The 16,973-nt window shown below is 63.5% G+C and carries 14 protein-coding genes; 6 read left to right on the top strand and 8 right to left on the bottom strand.

Features of this window, described 5'->3' with window-relative positions:
• Positions 1 to 108: 108 nt before the first annotated feature.
• From IVB40_RS30870 to IVB40_RS30855, 4 genes are all read left to right on the top strand, one after another.
• On the top strand, positions 109 to 840 hold the full coding sequence (locus tag IVB40_RS30870) for an amino acid ABC transporter permease (protein WP_027565487.1): 732 nt from the start codon (positions 109 to 111) through the stop codon (positions 838 to 840).
• Positions 841 to 844: 4 nt separating this feature from the next.
• On the top strand, positions 845 to 1,537 hold the full coding sequence (locus IVB40_RS30865; RefSeq protein ID WP_027565486.1) for an ABC transporter permease subunit: 693 nt from the start codon (positions 845 to 847) through the stop codon (positions 1,535 to 1,537).
• An 8-nt stretch (positions 1,538 to 1,545) separates the two neighbouring features.
• The gene (locus tag IVB40_RS30860; protein WP_007597027.1) at positions 1,546 to 2,277 is read left to right on the top strand and encodes an amino acid ABC transporter ATP-binding protein; all 732 of its coding nucleotides are present in this window, start codon (positions 1,546 to 1,548) and stop codon (positions 2,275 to 2,277) included.
• A gap of 98 nt (positions 2,278 to 2,375) precedes the next feature.
• Positions 2,376 to 3,236, top strand: coding sequence for a D-amino-acid transaminase (locus IVB40_RS30855; protein WP_027565485.1), 861 nt, complete (start codon positions 2,376 to 2,378; stop codon positions 3,234 to 3,236).
• A gap of 127 nt (positions 3,237 to 3,363) precedes the next feature.
• Here the strand turns inward: IVB40_RS30855 and IVB40_RS30850 are convergent, their stop codons facing one another.
• From IVB40_RS30850 to IVB40_RS30840, 3 genes are all read right to left on the bottom strand, one after another.
• Entirely contained in the window at positions 3,364 to 3,825 is a 462-nt protein-coding gene (locus tag IVB40_RS30850) for a carboxymuconolactone decarboxylase family protein (protein ID WP_007615070.1), read from the bottom strand.
• 29 nt (positions 3,826 to 3,854) lie between these two features.
• Positions 3,855 to 5,471 carry an MDR family MFS transporter gene (locus IVB40_RS30845; RefSeq protein ID WP_247817232.1) on the bottom strand — a complete coding sequence of 539 codons (1,617 nt, stop codon included), beginning with the start codon at positions 5,469 to 5,471 and terminating at the stop codon, positions 3,855 to 3,857.
• A gap of 114 nt (positions 5,472 to 5,585) precedes the next feature.
• Positions 5,586 to 6,767: an HlyD family secretion protein gene (locus IVB40_RS30840; protein WP_247817231.1), complete on the bottom strand. Its 1,182-nt coding sequence runs from the start codon at positions 6,765 to 6,767 to the stop codon at positions 5,586 to 5,588.
• A 274-nt stretch (positions 6,768 to 7,041) separates the two neighbouring features.
• On the opposite strand from IVB40_RS30840, the gene IVB40_RS30835 reads away from it, so the two are divergent.
• Positions 7,042 to 7,953: a LysR family transcriptional regulator gene (locus IVB40_RS30835; RefSeq protein ID WP_247817230.1), complete on the top strand. Its 912-nt coding sequence runs from the start codon at positions 7,042 to 7,044 to the stop codon at positions 7,951 to 7,953.
• Here the strand turns inward: IVB40_RS30835 and iaaH are convergent.
• Complete coding sequence (gene iaaH, locus IVB40_RS30830) at positions 7,948 to 9,372, bottom strand: indoleacetamide hydrolase (RefSeq protein ID WP_247817229.1); 1,425 nt, start codon at positions 9,370 to 9,372, stop codon at positions 7,948 to 7,950. The two genes, IVB40_RS30835 and iaaH, sit on opposite strands and share 6 nt — an antisense overlap.
• A 75-nt stretch (positions 9,373 to 9,447) precedes the next feature.
• Complete coding sequence (locus IVB40_RS30825) at positions 9,448 to 12,897, bottom strand: indolepyruvate ferredoxin oxidoreductase family protein (RefSeq protein WP_247817228.1); 3,450 nt, start codon at positions 12,895 to 12,897, stop codon at positions 9,448 to 9,450.
• A gap of 150 nt (positions 12,898 to 13,047) precedes the next feature.
• Between IVB40_RS30825 and IVB40_RS30820 the strand changes: the two genes are divergently transcribed.
• Complete coding sequence (locus IVB40_RS30820; protein WP_211396773.1) at positions 13,048 to 13,503, top strand: Lrp/AsnC family transcriptional regulator; 456 nt, start codon at positions 13,048 to 13,050, stop codon at positions 13,501 to 13,503.
• Between the two features lie 103 nt (positions 13,504 to 13,606).
• On the opposite strand, the gene IVB40_RS30815 is transcribed toward IVB40_RS30820, so the two are convergent.
• From IVB40_RS30815 to IVB40_RS30805, 3 genes are read right to left on the bottom strand one after another with little or no spacing between them, the layout of a single operon-like run.
• A complete protein-coding gene (locus tag IVB40_RS30815; RefSeq protein WP_247817227.1) occupies positions 13,607 to 14,392 on the bottom strand; it encodes a fumarylacetoacetate hydrolase family protein in 786 nt (261 codons plus the stop codon).
• A gap of 15 nt (positions 14,393 to 14,407) precedes the next feature.
• Complete coding sequence (locus tag IVB40_RS30810; protein WP_027565476.1) at positions 14,408 to 15,775, bottom strand: LLM class flavin-dependent oxidoreductase; 1,368 nt, start codon at positions 15,773 to 15,775, stop codon at positions 14,408 to 14,410.
• A gap of 36 nt (positions 15,776 to 15,811) precedes the next feature.
• A complete protein-coding gene (locus IVB40_RS30805; protein WP_247817226.1) occupies positions 15,812 to 16,864 on the bottom strand; it encodes an Ldh family oxidoreductase in 1,053 nt (350 codons plus the stop codon).
• Between the last annotated feature and the right edge of the window lie 109 nt (positions 16,865 to 16,973).

Raw genomic sequence — 16,973 nt, 5'->3', positions numbered from 1 at the left:
CCGCGATCTTTCGATCCGGATCGTGTCCGGCCATCTTGACTCCAAGGTGGCCGGACATTTGCATAGGCGCCAGGACATCCATGACTGGCGCGTTCGCGCGGGGGACACGTGAACTACCACTGGAACTGGGGAATTTTCTTCGAGCCGAACCCGATGGGGACCGGCACCTATCTCGACATGCTGTTGTCGGGCCTGGTGCTGACCCTCAAGACGGGCGCGCTCGCATGGATCATCGCGCTGATCATGGGCTCGATCGTCGGCGTGATGCGCACGCTGCCGTCGAAGGGAGCGTATTGGTTCGGCTTTGCCTATGTCGAATTCTTCCGCAACATGCCGCTGCTGGTGCAGCTCTTCCTGTGGTTCTTCGTGCTGCCGGAACTGCTGCCGAAATCTGCCGGCCTCTGGCTGAAGCAGCTGCCGAATGCGCCGTTCTGGACGGCGGCGATCGGCATCGGGTTCTTCATGTCGGCGCGCGTCGCCGTGCAGTTGCAGGCGGGCATCGGATCGCTCCCACGCGGCCAGAAGATGGCGGCGACCGCGCTCGGCCTGACGACCTTGCAGGCTTATCGCTACATCTTGCTGCCGATGGCGTTTCGCATCATCCTGCCGCCGCTGACGTCCGAGTTCCTCAACACCATCAAGAACACGGCTGTGGCCATCACCATCGGCTTGCTTGAGTTGACCGGACAGGCGCGCTCGATGCAGGAATTCTCGTTCCAGGTGTTCGAGGCCTTCACCGCCGCGACCCTTCTCTATCTCCTCGTCAACGCCGTCGTCGTGACCGCAATGCGCTTCCTCGAGCGCTACGTCGCGATCCCCGGCTACATCACGGGGAAATAGCACCATGTTCAGCAATTTCGATTTCGACGTGATCCGCCGCACGCTGCCTTATCTGTTCTACGAGGGCATGACGTTCACGCTGATGCTCACGGGACTTGCGGCGCTCGGCGGCCTGATCTTCGGCACGGCAATCGCGCTGATGCGGCTGTCTGGCTTCAAGATCCTGGGCCGCATCGCCGGGGTCTATGTCGACTTCATGCGCTCGCTGCCGCTGGTGCTGGTGATCTTCTGGTTCTACTTCCTGGTGCCCTATATCGGGCAGTGGGTGACCGGCGCGTCGCGCCCGATCAGTGTCGGCGCGTTCGCGTCCTCGCTCATCACCTTCATCTTGTTCGAGGCCGCGTACTTCTCCGAGATCATGCGTGCCGGCATCCAGTCGATCTCGCGCGGTCAGCCGGCCGCAGCCAACGCGCTTGGCCTGACCTACGCCCAGACCATGCGCTACGTCGTGCTGCCGCAGGCCTTCCGTAACATGCTGCCGGTGCTGATCACGCAGACCATCGTGCTGTTCCAGGACACCTCACTGGTTTACGTGCTGTCGATCACCGATTTCCTCGGTGCCGCGAGCAAGGTCGCGCAGCGCGACGGCCGTCTGGTCGAAATGTATCTGTTCGCAGCGATCGTCTACTTCACCATTTCCTGTGTTGCGTCCTTCGGCGTTCGCCGCCTGCAGGCGCGCATCGCCATCATTCGATAGAGTTTGTCATGATCGAGATCAGCCACGTCGACAAATGGTACAGCCCGAGCTTCCAGGTGCTGACCGACTGCACCACCAGCGTCACCAAGGGCGAGGTGGTCGTGGTCTGCGGTCCGTCGGGATCAGGCAAGTCGACGCTGATCAAATGCGTCAACGCGCTGGAGCCGTTCCAGAAAGGCGACATCAGCGTCGATGGTACCAAGGTCAACGATCCCAAGACCAATCTGCCCAAGCTGCGCTCGCGTGTCGGCATGGTGTTTCAGCATTTCGAGCTGTTTCCGCATCTGAAGATCATCGACAATCTCTGTCTCGCACAGCAGAAGGTGCTCGACCGGTCGCGCGACAAGGCGATGGCAAAAGGCATGCAGCTGCTGGAGCGCGTCGGCCTGAAGGAGCAGGCGCAAAAGTATCCCGCGAACCTGTCCGGTGGCCAGCAGCAGCGAGTGGCGATCGCTCGCGCGCTCGCAATGGATCCCATTGTCATGCTGTTCGACGAGCCGACCTCGGCGCTCGACCCCGAAATGGTGAGCGAGGTGCTCGACGTCATGGTGGACCTTGCCCATGAGGGCATGACCATGATGGTCGTCACCCACGAGATGGGCTTTGCCCGCAAGGTCGCCAACCGCGTGATCTTCATGGATCGCGGCGAGATCGTCGAGGACGCTCCGAAGGACGATTTCTTCGGCAAGCCCCGCAGCGACCGCGCGCAGAAGTTCTTGTCGAAGATCCTGTCGCACTAATTCTCGCGTTATTCCGGGATGCGCCGAAGGCGGGTTTCAGGGCGTCGCTAAATCCCGTATAACCGCACCAAATCTCTCTTCCCGCCAGGAGACCTGCCTTGGATCCGATCGCCTATGTCAACGGCTCATTCGTCCCGCTCTCGGACGCCAAAATTTCGGTGCTCGATCGCGGCTTCCTGTTTGCCGACGGCATCTACGAGGTCTCGGCCGTGCTCGACGGCAAGCTGATCGACAATGCCTCGCATCTGACGCGGCTGGAGCGCTCGGTCGGCGAGATCCAGCTGAAGCTGCCCGAGACGGTCGAGCGCATTACCGAGCTCCAGAAGGAGCTGATCGCGCGCAACAAGGTCGAGAACGGCCTCGTCTATCTCCAGGTCACCCGCGGCGCCGACAAGGGCCGCGACTTCGCCTTCCCCAAGGGCGACGTCAAGTCGAGCCTGGTAATGTTCACGTCGGAGAAGGACATCATCAACGCCGCCTCGGCCAAGACCGGCATCAACGTGATCACCGTGCCCGACATCCGCTGGGAGCGGCGCGACATCAAGAGCGTGGCACTCCTCGCGCAAGTGCTGGCAAAGCAGGCCGCGGCCGAAGCCGGTGCGGGCGAGGCCTGGATGCTGGAAGACGGCTACGTCACCGAAGGCGGCTCGTCCTCGGCGTTCATCCTGACCCAGGACGACGTCATCGTGACCCGCAAGAACTCCAACGCGATCCTGCCGGGCTGCACCCGCAAGGCGGTGGTGGCGCTGGCGGAAGAGCGTCAGCTCCGCGTCGAGGAGCGTTCCTTCACGGTCGCCGAGGCGCTCGCCGCCAAGGAAGCCTTCGCCACCTCGGCGTCGCTGTTCGTCCAGCCGGTGGTTGCGATCGACGGCAAGAAGGTTGGCGACGGCAAGCCCGGCCCGCTTGCCGCGCGGCTGCGCGAGATCTACGTGGAGTTCGCCAAAGCGACGGCGGTTTAAGCGGCGCACTCGGTGTCACCGCCCGCGAAGGCGGGCGATCCAGTCCGCCGCGCGGGCGGTGATTAATCTCGCTGTCTCTGGAATACTGGATGCCCCGCCTGCGCGGGGCATGACAGCTGAGAACATCTTACGCCACCGACGCCTTCACCTTCACCGGGTGAACCGCACGGAACGCGATCGCGATTCTGTTCCAGGCATTGATGGCGCCGATCAGCATGGTCAGGTTCACCGTCTCCGCATCGGAGAATTGCGCGCGGACCTGCTCGTAGACGTCATCAGGCGCGTGCGTCTCGGAGATCAGCGTCACTGATTCGGTCCAGGCCAGCGCCGCGCGCTCGCGGTCGGTGTAGAGCGGCGATTCGCGCCAGGCGTTGAGTAGATAGATGCGTTGCTCGGTCTCGCCGCGCTTGCGGGCGTCCTCGGTGTGCATGTTGATGCAGAAGGCACAGCCGTTGATCTGCGACGCGCGGATCTTGACGAGCTCGATCAGCGATTTCTCGAGGCCGGTCGACTGGATCTGCTCTTCCAGCGCCATCAGCGCCTTCATCGTGTCGGGTGCGGCCTGGTAGAAATTCATGCGGGGTTTCATGGTCGTTCTCCTTGCTTGCTGGGGTGATGTCAGTGGGCGCCGCCGGCCGAGGCGGGGCCGGCCTTCTTCAGGAAGAGGGTGGCGATCAGCGCGACGATCAGTGCCACGCCGAGCAGATAAAAGGTGTCGCTGAAGGCGAGGATATAGGCCTGCTTCTGCACGATATGGCCGATCGCAACATAGGCGCGATGCAACGCGTCCGCCCGGTCGAGAATGCCGTGATTGACGAAGTATTGGGTGAGCTGTTCCAGCCGCGTCCGCGTCGCCTGCTCGAACAGCGAGACCGACTGCACCAGCACGTTGGAGTGATACTGCTCGCGCTTGGTCAGCAGGGTCTGCAACAGCGCGATGCCGACGGCGCCACCGAGATTGCGCATCATGTTGAACAGGCCGGAGGCCGAGCCCGCGTTCTCCGGTTCGATGCCCGAGGTCGCCACCGCAGACAGCGGCGCCATCACCAGCGCCTGGCCGATCGCACGAACCACATTGGGCCAGAGCAATTGATCGGCGGCATAGTTGCCGGTCATGTAGATGTTCATGAAGTTGGAGGCCGCGAACAGGACGAAGCCGACGCCGATGATGAGCCGCGCATCGAGCTTCTGCATCAAGCGCGGCACCAGCGGGATCAGCAAGAGCTGCGGCAGGCCGGTCCATGCCAGCACCATGCCGATCTGCTCGGCATTATAGCCTTGGATGCGAGCCAGATATTGCGGCAGGATGAACACCGAGCCGTAGAGCGCGATTCCCAGCAGGAAATTCGCGAGCATGCCGAAGCCGAAATTGCGGCGGACCAGCAGGCGCAGGTTGAGGAGCGGCTTCTTCACGGTCAGCTCGATGATCAGGAAGGCGGTCAGCGCCACGGCCGCGATGACGGACAGCTTGACGATGACGGGCGAGCCGAACCAGTCGTCCTTGTTGCCTTCCTCAAGCACGGTCTGCAGCGCCGACAGTCCGATCGCCATGGCGATGATGCCGGCCCAGTCGCCGTCGCGCAGCAGCGCAAGCTTCATGGGCTTTGCATCGAGCGCGTACCAGAGCATGCCGACCATGATCCCGCCCGGGACGACATTGACGTAGAAGATGTACTGCCAGCCAAAATTTTCGGTGAGATAGCCGCCGATGGTCGGGCCGATCGCGGGCGCGAACGTCGCCGACAGCGCGAACAGTGCAAGGCCGACCGGCTGCTTTCCGCGCGGCAGCAATGTGATGATGAGCGTGAACGCCATCGGAATCAGCACGCCGCCGGTAAAACCTTGCACTGCCCGCAGCACGATCATCTGCGGCAGGTCCTGCGCCAGCGCACAGGCGGCCGACAGGATCAGGAACAGGACCGCGTTGGTGAGCAGATAAATGCGGATCGAGAACACCTGCGCCAGCCAGCCCGAGAGCGGGATGACAACGATCTCCGCGATCAGATAAGAGGTCGAGATCCAGCCGCCATCGTCGATGCCGGCGCCGATCGCGCCCTGGATGTCGGCGAGCGAGGCATTGACGATCTGGATGTTCAGCACCGCCATGAAGGCGCCGAGTGTCGCGCCGATCACGGCAATCCAGGTCTTGGTGGAAACCACCGGCGTGGCGGCCGCGGTCGGAGCAGGAAGGCTGGCGGCGGAAGCGGCGTTCAGGGCGGGTTGGAGCGTGCTCATGAAGGGCCTCGTCTCGGGTACGGAGACAGGATGCATCGGGCGGATGGCTTCGATCATCGGGAAGCGTGGGAAGGATCATCCGGCAGGACTTGATATTGCTGCCGGAGCCGGCCTTTAGCCTCCGTTGGGTCGCGCCGCATTATCGGCGAGGCGCTTGGCCGTCTCGCGCTCGGCCATGACGGCCTGTTTGGTGTCGATAGTCGGCGCCGCGGACATGCCGGGGCGCAGCAGCCCGGTCAGGCTGTGGTCGTCGAGCACGATCTTCACCGGCACCCGTTGCACGATCTTGGTGAAATTGCCGGTGGCGTTGTCGGGCGGCAGCAGTGCGAATTCAAGGCCGCTCGCCGGCGACAGGCTGTCGACATGGCCGCGCAGGGTCTGATTGCGAAAACTGTCGACGTGCAGCTCGACCGGTTGGCCGGCGCGGACATGAGTGAGCTGCGTCTCCTTGAAATTCGCCACGACATAGACTGCATCGAGCGGCACCACCGCCATCAATTGCGTGCCGGCTTGCACGAACTGTCCCGCGCGCAGTGAGCGGGCGCCAACCGTGCCGTCGACCGGCGCGGTAATCTCGGTGTAGGAGAGATTCAGGGTCGCCTGCTCCGCGACCGCGCGCGCGTGCTCGAGCTGGGCTGTCGCCTGCGCGCGCTGGGTGGTGAGCACGTCGATCTTGCGTTGCGCGGCCACGAGGCCCGACCTGGCATGTTGCAGTTGCGCGTTGCTGGCGCGCAACGCGGCGTCAGTCTGTTGTGCGCGCTGAATCGTGCCTGAGCCCGACTTCATCAAATCGTCGTAGCGGGCGCGCTCCTCCTGCGCAAATTTCAGATTCGCGTCCGCAGCAGCGACATCGGCCGTGCTCTGCTCGATGATCGGCTGCTGGAGTTCGAGCTGGGCGTCGAGGTTGCGCACCGACGCTTCCGCCGCAGCGACATCGGCGCGGGCCTGGTCGAGCGCCGCCTTGAAGTCACGGTCGTCGATCTTCGCCAGCAGCTGGCCCGCTTTGACCTTTTCGTTGTCGCTGACCAGCACCTTGGCGATGTAGCCCGAGACTTTTGGCGCGACGATCGTGGAGTCGGCCTTCACATAGGCGTCGTCGGTTGTCTCGAGATAACGGCCGTTGACCCAGTAGTCGTGTCCGTAATGGACAATCGCTGCTGTGCCCGCGAGGAACGCGAGCGCCAACGCCGCCCGTCGAACCATATTCCGGGTCGGACCACGAACCGGCACCGGCGGTGAAGCTTGCAGTACCTCAGTCGCTTGCTGGAAGTTTTCGGTGCGGGGCATCTCGGACATGGCAGTCTCCTGTCGGGTGGCTGAGACCATCGGTCTTTTTCGCGCGATCGATAATCGGCGAAATACCGGAAGGATTATCCGCTGAGAGTGGATAGTCCGGGAATCCCGCCTTCGCGTATGGTCTACCGAGCCGGAGGTGCGACTGCCCCAGAGCGATTGCCGCCTCTGTCGCAGGATTGCGGCTAACCCCTCCGCCATCCCGCGCGAGCTAATCTGACGGATAATCGGACAGAATTCCTTGCGATTATCGACCAACAGCGGATAATCAGTCGGCATGGACCGATTGACGAGCCTCGAAGTCTTTAGCCGGGTGGTCGAGACCGGCGGCTTCTCTGCAGCAGCCCGCAAGCTCAACATGTCGACCACGATGGTGAGCAATCACGTTCAGGCGCTGGAAGACCGGCTCGGGGTGAGGCTGCTTCAGCGCACCACGCGTAAGGTCAATCTCACCGAGATCGGCAAGGCCTACTACGACCGCTGCATCCAGATCCTCGCCGATATCGAACAGGCCGACGACATTGCGAGCGAATTGCAGTCGGTACCGCGCGGGACGCTGCGGATCCACGTCGCCACGCACATGGTGCCGTTCGTCGCGCCCGTGTTGGCGAAGCTCCTGTCGGCCTATCCAGAGCTCAAGATCGATCTGCGCATGGGCGAAGCGGACATCGACCTCATCGAAGAAGGCTACGACGTTGCCCTGCGCATGACCGCGCCGCCGGATTCGAGCCTGATCGTCCGCAGCCTTGCCACCTGGCGTCACGTGCTGTGCTGCTCGCACGATTATCTCGACAAGCACGGTCGCGTGCAGAAGCTCGATGAGCTCACGGCGCACAATTGCGGGCGCCATTTGAACTATCCCTTCGGCGACGATTGGCGCTTTTTCGATCGCAAGGGCGCGCCGGCATCGGTACGGATTTCCGGCAGCTTCATCACCAACAGCGGTGAGGCCTTGCGGAAGGTGGCGCTGGAAGGCGGTGCCGTCTGCCTGATGGCGGGTTTTCTCGTTCGGGACGATCTCGAAGCCGGTCGGCTCGTTCGCCTGCTGCCCGAGTACCGGCCGGTCGAGATGTCGATGAACGCCGTCTATCCGCACCGGCATCATCTGTCGGCGAAGGTCAGGACTTTCATCGACATGCTCGTGCATCACAGCGCCGAGCAGCAGAAGCTGATCAATCCGTATTCATGATTGGCGCGGCGGCGGCAATCGCTCGAACACGGCGTCGAGTGCCATGCCGATCGCAAGCAGGCCGCGATCGCTGCCCGCGGGGCCGTCCAATTCAAGCCCGATCGGCAGTTTGCTCCGGGCGCCGAGCGCGATCGGAATCTGGATGCCGGGAATGCCGGCATTGCTGCCGGGATCGGTGTTCTGGATGAACAGGGCGAAATTCTCCAGGCTGCTGGAATCGGGATTGGAGGCAATGGCGATACGCGGCGTGGTCGGGAAGGCGATGGCATCGAGCCGGTTGTCCGCAAAGGTCTTGCCGTAGAGCGCCTGCAGGGCGGGTCGCGCGGACCTGATGGCCGCGTCATAGATCGGCTCGGCATCGACCAGCGTATTGTCTGGACCTGGCAGCTTGCGCGGGATCACGAGGCCGTCATAGGTGCCCTTGACGTCGGGGCTCGCGATCTCCCGCGCCAGTGCGTCAATGGTGATGCCGGTGCCGCTATGCGCCAGATAGGCCACCATGTCGTCATAGGCCTCGTACAGCGCGACGGGAAAGCCGACCTGGACGTTGAGTTCGGCCAGATGCGGCATCTCGATCTCAACGATCGTGATGCCCTGCGTCTTCATTTTCGTGAGGGCTGCCTGGAATGCGGCGTCGGTGTCGGCGTCGAGATTGCTCAGCATCGTCTTTACGATGCCGATCCGCACCAGCCTCAGATCGGCCGCCTGAACGGCATCGCCACCTGCAATGACGCGGTCGAGCAGCGCGACATCCGCCGCGGTCGCTGCCATCGGACCCGCGGTGTCGCGGGTGTGCGAGATTGGCGCGATGCCAGCCTGCGGATAGCGTCCGACCGTCGGGCGGAGCGAGGCACATCCATTCAGCGCGGCGGGAACCCTGACCGATCCGCCAGTGTCGGTGCCGAGCCCGCCCGCGACGATCCGTGCGCCGATCGCGGCGCCCGTTCCGGAGGAGGAGCCGCCGGCGATCAGGGCGCGGTCATAGGCGTTGCGCACGCCGAACTCCGCGCCGGTCTTGAATGCGGTGTTGTAGCCCGAGATGCCGAAGGCGAGCTCGTGCATGCTGGTTTTGCCGATGATGATCGCGCCCGCCGCGCGCAGCTTTGCGACCACCGGCGCGTCGGCCCTCGGAACGTAATTTTTTAGCGCTGGCGTTCCCGCGCTGCAGGGGAGTCCCGCGACCTCGATATTGTCCTTGATCACGATGGGAACGCCGCCGAGCGGCTTGTCCTTGTTGTCGTTCGCGTCGAATGCGGCCGCAGCTTTCAGGGCGCCGGCCTCGTCCAGGGTGACGAAGGCATTCAGATCGGCATTGGCCGTGGCGCGGGCGAGAGCTTCCGTCGTGAGTGCGGTGCTCGTGATTTTTCCGGCGCGGAGGTCGGCCACAGCCTGGGTCAGGGTCAACTGGTCGAAATCCATGAGGCGTCACCCCGTTGCAGGAGCGCCATCAGGGCGCGCCTCGGCTCCAGAGGCTGAAGCTTCGTCGGCGCCCCGTCAACCGTAGGCGCGCATCTTTGCAGGTGATGGCGCGTCGAGCTCGGCGAACAGCCGCTCGACCTCGGCCTTTACCTTCCCGATCGCGGCGTCCTTAACCGGCCCGTAGCCCCGGATATCCATCGGCGCTTTTGCAATGGCGACCAGACTTGGCAGATGCGCCGCGTCGAGCCCGCCGAGCAGCCGTCTGATGACGCCGTCGTACCAGGTGATCAGTTCCCGCTCCGCGCGCCGTTCCGCCGTGTAGCCGAACGGATCGAACGGCGTCCCGCGCAATCCTTTCAATCGCGCCAGCATGGCAAGCGGCATCTGGATCCACTGCCCGAAGGCGCGCTTGCGCGGACGTCCGCGGGCGTCGCGCTTCGACGGCAGGAACGGCGGGGCGAAGTGATATTGGATGCTGAATTCGCCTTCGAATTCGCCTTTCAACACGTCGAGGAAGCCGCTCTGCATGTGCAGCCGTGCCACCTCGTATTCGTCCTTGTAGGCCATCAGCTTGAACAGCGCGCGCGCGACCGCTTCGGTCAATGCTCCGCTATTCAGTTTGGCTTCGGCCTTGCGAACGTTTGCAACGAGTGCTCGATAGCGCGTTGCATACGCATCGTTCTGATAGGCCGTGAGGAATTCGGCGCGGCGGTCGATCAGCTGGTCGAGCGTCTCTGCTTTGGGCGCGTCGTCCATCTTCGGCAAGAAGTTGGGATCGGCCGCTGCAATCCGGCCCCAGGCGAAAGCCTGCTTGTTGCGTTCTACCGCGACCCCGTTGAGCTCGATTGCTCGCAACAGCGCCGACAGCGAGACCGGCAGCAGTCCGTGCTGCCAGGCAAAGCCCAGCATGACGATGTTGGCATAGACGGCATCGCCGAGCAGGCGCTCGGCCAGCGCGTTGGCGTTGATGGTGTCGAGATTGCCGTCGCCGATCACCTGGCCGATCGCGCGCAGGCGGGCAGGTGAGGCGAGATCTGCGTCGCGGAAGCGGACGACGTCGCCGGTCGGCATCTCCGCGGTGTTGACCGCGGCGCGCGTGCCTTTCCGATAGGTGCCGGATGCCTTTGGCGAGGAGCTGACGACGAGGTCGCAGCCGATCAGCGCATCGGCCGCGCCCTGGTCGATGCGGACCTGATGCAACGCGTCGGGGGATGCAGCCAATCGGATGTAGCTCAGCACCGGCCCGAATTTCTGCGCAAAGCCGGTAAAATCCAGCACCGAGACGCCGTTTCGTTCGAGATGCGCCGCCATGCCGATCAGCGCGCCGACCGTGATCACGCCGGTGCCACCGACGCCGGTGACGAGCAGATCATAGGGACGGTCGAGCGGTGCGGGCGCGGGCAGCGGAAGCGCGGCCGCGTGGCCGACCGGGTTGATCCGGCTCGCGCCCTTCTTCCGGCGCGTCGCGCCCTCGACGGTGACGAAGCTCGGGCAGAACCCGTTGAGGCAGGAGAAGTCCTTGTTGCAGGATGAGAGATTGATCCGGCGCTTCCGGCCGAACGGCGTCTCCTTGGGCTCCACGCTGAGGCAGTTGGATTCAACCGAGCAGTCGCCGCAGCCCTCGCAGACGAGATCGTTGATATAGGTGAAGCGTTTGGGATCGGCCATCTGTCCACGCTTGCGGCGACGCCGTTTCTCTGTCGCGCAGGTCTGCTGATAGATCAGTACCGATACGCCCGAGATTTCGCGCAGCTCGCGCTGCACGCTGTCCATCTCTTCGCGCGGATGGATGGACGCGCCGACCGGCAGGTCTCCCGGTGAAAATTGCGCAGGATCGTCCGACACCAGCGCGACGCGCGCGACGCCCTCGGCGCGGACGCTGTGCGCGATGGCGTGGACGCTGATCGGGCCGTCGACCGGTTGGCCGCCGGTCATCGCGACGGCATCGTTGAACAAGATCTTGTAGGTGATGTTGGCTTTGGCCGCGATCGCCTGCCGGATCGCCATCGAGCCCGAATGATAATAGGTGCCTTCGCCGAGATTCTGGAAAATGTGCTTGTTGCCGGTGAAGCGTGACGAGGCCGCCCAGTTCACGCCTTCGCCGCCCATCTGGATCAGGGACGAGGTCTCGCGGTCCATCCAGCTCGCCATGAAATGACAGCCGATGCCGGCTAGCGCCTTCGATCCCTCGGGCACCTTTGTCGATGTATTGTGCGGGCATCCCGAGCAGAAATAGGGCGTGCGCGTCGCACCAGAGACGTTGATCGTGCGCGCGGCCTCAGGCATCAAGCCGGCTGCGCGCGCGGCGAGATTGAGGCCCGGGAAGATCGGATCGAGACGGCGTGCGAGCACCCCAGCGAGCGCTCGCGGCGACAATTCGCCGATCCAGGAGATCAGCCGCGCGCCGGTTTCGTCGTGCTTTCCGACCATGCGCTCGGGTTTTTCGCCCGGATAATCGTAAAAATATTCCTTGAACTGGCTTTCGATGATGCCGCGCTTCTCCTCGACCACGAGGATCTCGCGCTTGCCCTTCACGAACGCCATCGCGTCATGCAGCGCCAGCGGCCAGACCATTCCGACCTTGTAGATGTCGATGCCGATGCTGCGGCAGGCTGCTTCCTCGAGACCCATCAGCCGCAGCGCTTCCATCAGATCGAGATGCGCCTTGCCCGTGGTGACGATGCCGTAGGTGGCGCCCGGGATGTCGTAGATGTGACGATCGATCGGATTGGCCTTGGCGAAGGCGTAGACCGCATGCTTCTTCGCCTCCAGCCGCTCCTCGATCTGTGGGCCGGGTAGATCGGGCCAGCGATAGTGCAAGCCGCCGGGCGGCGGCGTGAAGTCCGGCGTGTGGAAGGCGCGCGGCGGGCGCAGCGCGACGGAGGCGCCGGATTCCACGATCTCCGAGATTGCCTTGAAGCCCACCCACATGCCGGTGAAGCGGCTCAGAGCGTAGCCATATTCGCCGAATTCCAGATATTCGCTGACGCTTGCGGGGTGGAGCGTCGGCATGAACCAGCTCATGAAAGCCACGTCGGACTGGTGCGGCATCGAGGACGAGACGCAGCCATGGTCGTCGCCGGCGACCACGAGCACGCCGCCATGCGGCGAGGAGCCGTAGGCGTTGCCGTGTTTCAGCGCATCGCCGGAGCGATCGACGCCGGGGCCCTTGCCGTACCAGAGCCCGAACACGCCATCGACCTCGCGGTCGGCTTGCGTTTCGACCTGTTGCGAGCCGAGCACGGCGGTTGCGGCAAGGTCTTCGTTCACTGCCGGGAGGAATTCGATGCGGTCCCGCTTCAGTCGCTCCTGGATGCGCCACAGTTCGAGGTCGATGCCGCCGAGCGGCGAACCGCGATAGCCCGAAATGAAGCCCGCCGTGTTCAGCCCCGCGGCACGGTCGCGCCGCACCTGGTCGAGCGCAATGCGGACGATGGCCTGCGTGCCTGTAAGGAAGACGCGGCCCACTTCGCGATCGTAGCGGTCGGAAAGCTCGTAGGCGTCGAGTGACGAAATGGCGTCCATGCGGACCTCCCGCGGCATCTCCTTGCCATGGGAGAAGGGTAGGCCTGGACGACTGGTAGGTCCTACCTATTTTCCCGAATAGAACATACATTGTGGTAGAATTGCCCGATTTAGTTTACAGAGCGGTAGATTAATCCATTTTGGCGTTCCATGATCGAAGACCAAGACGCGCGGATTCTCGCCTATCTCCAGAAGGACGGCCGCGCGACCAACCAGCAACTCGCCGACGCGGTCGGCATGTCGACCTCGGCCTGCTGGCGCCGGGTGCGCGCGTTGGAGGAGAGCGGTGCCATCCAGGGCTATGCGGCGCTGGTGGCGCGCGAGCAGGCCGGCTTTGCGATGTCCGCGATCCTCCACGTCTCGTTGGAACGGCACGACGCAAAATTCGTCGACGAGTTCGTCGCGCGGGTGACCACGCGGCGTGAGGTGTTGGAGTGCTTTGCGACCACGGGCGATGCCGATTACCATTTGCGCGTCGTCGTGCAGGACATGGCGGCCTACAACAGATTCCTCGACGACTTCATGTTCCGCATTCCCGGCATTCGCTATGTCAGAAGCAACGTGGTGCTGAAAGAGATCAAGACGGGCGTGGCGCTGCCGTTTTGAGCTTGCGCTGAGGAGGCTGCGTAGCGGCCGTCTCGAAGCGCGACACCACAACCGGGCCTTCATCCTTCGAGACGCTTGCTTCGCAAGCTCCTCAGGATGAGGATCACCGCTCCTCCCGCACGAACCTGTTCCGCAGCGTCCCGATGCCGGTGATGTCGATCTCCACGACGTCGCCATGCTTGATATCAGGTGAGGCTCCATCCGTTCCCATCCAGATCACGTCGCCGGGCCATAACGTAAAGTATTTGGTCAGCTCGACCAGGAACGGCACCACGCCAAAGATCATGTCGTTGGTGTGGAAGCGGTTGGTCTCCTTGCCGCTGACCCAGACGATCGTTTCCATCTTGTCGAGGTCGGCTTCGGTCTCGATCCACGGGCCCATCGGCTTGAACGTGTCGGCGTTCTTCGAGCGCCACAGGCTGCGGTCGGCCTTCTGCCAGCTCCGCTCGCTGACGTCGTTGCCGATGGTGTAGCCGAACACGCAATCCATGGCATTCTGTTTGGTGAGATGCTTGACCTTCTTGCCGATGACGACGACGAGCTCGCCTTCATAATGGATCTTGTCCGTCGCGAAGGACGGGATCATGACCTCCTCGTCATGTGCGATCAGCGCATTCTGGGCGCGATAGCCGATCTCGGGTCTGTCCGGCACCGCTGGCACCTCGCCGCGCTTGTCGGCGGCCTCTTTCAGATGCTTCAGATAGTTCAAGCCGACGCAGTAGAAGGTGCGCGGAATCAGCGGCATCTCGATTTTAACCTGCGACAGCGGGTGCGTGCGCGAGGTGCGTTGCCATTCGCCGAAGGGATCGCCCTCGATCGCGATCACCTGGTCACCCTCGACGATCCCCCAGGACGTCTTGTCCGTGGCGGTGAATTTCAGCCAGCGCATGCCGTGTCTCCGTTGTTATTCCGCGGCATCGCGCGGCTGCACTTTCCAGTCGCCGGCAGCCGGCCGCTTGAGCCCGAGATTTTCCCGCAGCGTCTTGCCGCGATATTCCTTCTGGAACAATCCGCGCCGCTGCAATTCCGGGACGATATGTTGCACGAAATCGGCATAGGAGCCGGGCACATAGGTCGCGGCGATGACAAAGCCGTCGCAGCCGCGCTCGACGAACATTTCTTCGAGCTTGTCTGCGATCTCCTTGGGGCCGCCAACCATCGCATCCTGGACCTGACCGCGGCCGGAGAAGGTGACGAAGTCGCGCGCGCTCGGATTGCTCTTGCCGGAGTTCTTGAGCACGCCGTCGCGGATGCCCAGAATGCCCTGCATGCTCTTCAATTCTTCCGTCGTCAGCGGCTCGTCGAGATCCTTGGAGGCGAAATCGTAGTTGAGCGCTTCGGCCAGCAGCGACAGCGCGTCGATCTGCAGCGGCAGCTTGTTGATCAGCGCCATCTTGTCTTCGGCCTCGGCTTTGGTCGCGGCGCAAACCGGTGTCGTCAGGTTGCAGAGAAACATCGCCTCCGGATCGCGGCCAGCTTTCGCGGCCTCGTTACGCACCGACGCATAGCCTTCCTTGGCGGCGGCGAGATTGCGTGCAGCGGTGAAGATCACCTCGCCCCACCGTCCTGCAAAGCGCTGGCCGCGGCCGGACGCGCCGGCCTGGATGATCACGGGATGGCCCTGATCAGAGCGCGGCACCGTGAAGGGACCGCGCGACTTGTAGAATGGGCCCTTGTGATCGAGCCGCTTCACCTTGGCTGGATCGGCGAAGCGGCCGCTCTTTTTGTCCATGATGAGCGCGCCGTCTTCCCAGGTATCCCAGTGGCCGAGCACGATCTCCATGAATTCGTCGGCGCGGTCGTAGCGAGAATCATGTTCGGGATGAGAGTCCCGCCCCATGTTGTGTGCCTCGCCGTCATTGAGCGAGGTGACGACGTTCCACCCGGCGCGTCCGCCCGACATCAGGTCGAGCGTTGCGAAGCGGCGGGCGATGTCGAAGGGCTCGAAATAAGTCGTCGAACCAGTCGCCCCCAACCCGAGCTTCTCCGTAACCATGCCCATCGTCGTCAGCACGATCAGCGGATCCATCTTCACGCAGCGGATGCCGTATTCGACGGTGTGGGCGTGATCGTTGCCGTAGCGGTCCGGCATCGCCAGCCGGTCGTCGAAGAAGGCCATGTGGAACTTGCCGGCTTCGAGGATTTTGGCGATCTCCTGATAATAGTCCGCCGACATCGAATCGTCGCGCGAGTCCGGATGACGCCACGAGCTCGGCAAATTCGTGCAGTTCTGGGCTTGAAGGAAGCCGACCAGTACCATCTGCCGCGTCATGCTGCTGTTCTCCGAATTGCGTCAGGCCGAAATCCGTCAGGCCAGGTCGAGGACCGTATCGAGCCTGTACTCGCGCGCCAGCGCGCGCAGCTTTTCCCAGGTCGCATCCTCGATCTCGATGCCGTCGCGCAGGCGCTGCTGCTCGCGCACGCCCTCGATCTCACCGGGATAGAACACGCCCTTGCTGCCCTCGGAGGGCGGGGTTGATTTGAGATAGTGTGCGAACTCGGCGACCTCGCGCTTGAACTCCTGCAGCGGGCGAAACGCGGCGACGTTGAACACGGCCATGAAGCAGCCGTCATTGTGCCGGCCCGTGGGCTCGACGCCGAAACCGAGGCCGGTGAGCAGGCCGCACAGGACCTCGACCATGGCGGCGAGACCGCTGCCCTTGTAGCCCTCGGTGCCGCCGAGCGGCAGCAGCGCGCCGCCCTTGCGGTATTGGGTCGGATCGGTGGTGTGTCGTCCTTCGGCGTCGATGATCCATCCCGGCGGAATCTCCTCGTCGCGGGCGACCGCGAGCTGGATCTTGCCGGCCGCGACCGCAGAGGTCGCCATGTCCAGGTAGAACGGCGCATCGAGATCGGACGGCACCGCGATCGAGATCGGATTGGTGCCGAGCCGTGCCTCCTTGCCGCCGAACGGCGCCACATGCTTCGGCGAACGGCCGGAATCCGCCGTTGCAATCCCGATCATCCCTTCGCGCATCGCCATCAACGGATAGGCGGCGAGGCGGCCGACATGGCTTTGCCGGAACACGGTGCAGGCGGCGACATTCGCCGTCTTCGCTTTCTCGATCGTCAACGCCATCGCCTTGGCGTTGACGTGGAAGCCAAACCCCCACTGACCGTCGATTACGGTCGTCGTCGGCGATTCCTGCACGATGGTCCATTTGGCGCCGGGCACGATGTGGCCGGCCTTGATCCGGTCGACATAGGTGGGAATGGCGATCACGCCGTGGGAATCGTGGCCGGCGAGATTGGCTTTGACGCAGCCGCCTGCGACCGCGTCGGCCTCTTCCTCGGAAGCCCCGGCGGCACGAAGCAGCGCGGCGCTGATTCGCGTGAGGCGGTCGGCCCGAACGATCGGCATGGCGTTTCCTCAGGTCTCGCCCTTGGGGGGCTCTGGTTCTTGAGGGCATCGTCTCAAAGCACAGATGCGATATCAATCTCCCGTAAACCAATACAGGGCTGCAAATTCG

Source organism: Bradyrhizobium sp. 40 (assembly GCF_023100925.1).
Lineage (GTDB): Bacteria > Pseudomonadota > Alphaproteobacteria > Rhizobiales > Xanthobacteraceae > Bradyrhizobium.
This window is presented reverse-complemented; position numbering and strand designations above follow the sequence as displayed.

Excerpts from the sequence above, each read along its gene's own strand:
- IVB40_RS30865 (WP_027565486.1), top strand. The coding sequence starts at position 845 with ATGTTCAGCAATTTCGATTTCGACGTGATCCGCCGCACGCTGCCTTAT.
- IVB40_RS30860 (WP_007597027.1), top strand. The coding sequence starts at position 1,546 with ATGATCGAGATCAGCCACGTCGACAAATGGTACAGCCCGAGCTTCCAG.
- IVB40_RS30850 (WP_007615070.1), bottom strand. The coding sequence starts at position 3,825 with ATGAAACCCCGCATGAATTTCTACCAGGCCGCACCCGACACGATGAAG.
- IVB40_RS30845 (WP_247817232.1), bottom strand. The coding sequence starts at position 5,471 with ATGAGCACGCTCCAACCCGCCCTGAACGCCGCTTCCGCCGCCAGCCTT.
- IVB40_RS30840 (WP_247817231.1), bottom strand. The coding sequence starts at position 6,767 with ATGTCCGAGATGCCCCGCACCGAAAACTTCCAGCAAGCGACTGAGGTA.
- IVB40_RS30835 (WP_247817230.1), top strand. The coding sequence starts at position 7,042 with ATGGACCGATTGACGAGCCTCGAAGTCTTTAGCCGGGTGGTCGAGACC.
- iaaH (WP_247817229.1), bottom strand. The coding sequence starts at position 9,372 with ATGGATTTCGACCAGTTGACCCTGACCCAGGCTGTGGCCGACCTCCGC.
- IVB40_RS30825 (WP_247817228.1), bottom strand. The coding sequence starts at position 12,897 with ATGGACGCCATTTCGTCACTCGACGCCTACGAGCTTTCCGACCGCTAC.
- IVB40_RS30820 (WP_211396773.1), top strand. The coding sequence starts at position 13,048 with ATGATCGAAGACCAAGACGCGCGGATTCTCGCCTATCTCCAGAAGGAC.
- IVB40_RS30815 (WP_247817227.1), bottom strand. The coding sequence starts at position 14,392 with ATGCGCTGGCTGAAATTCACCGCCACGGACAAGACGTCCTGGGGGATC.
- IVB40_RS30810 (WP_027565476.1), bottom strand. The coding sequence starts at position 15,775 with ATGACGCGGCAGATGGTACTGGTCGGCTTCCTTCAAGCCCAGAACTGC.
- IVB40_RS30805 (WP_247817226.1), bottom strand. The coding sequence starts at position 16,864 with ATGCCGATCGTTCGGGCCGACCGCCTCACGCGAATCAGCGCCGCGCTG.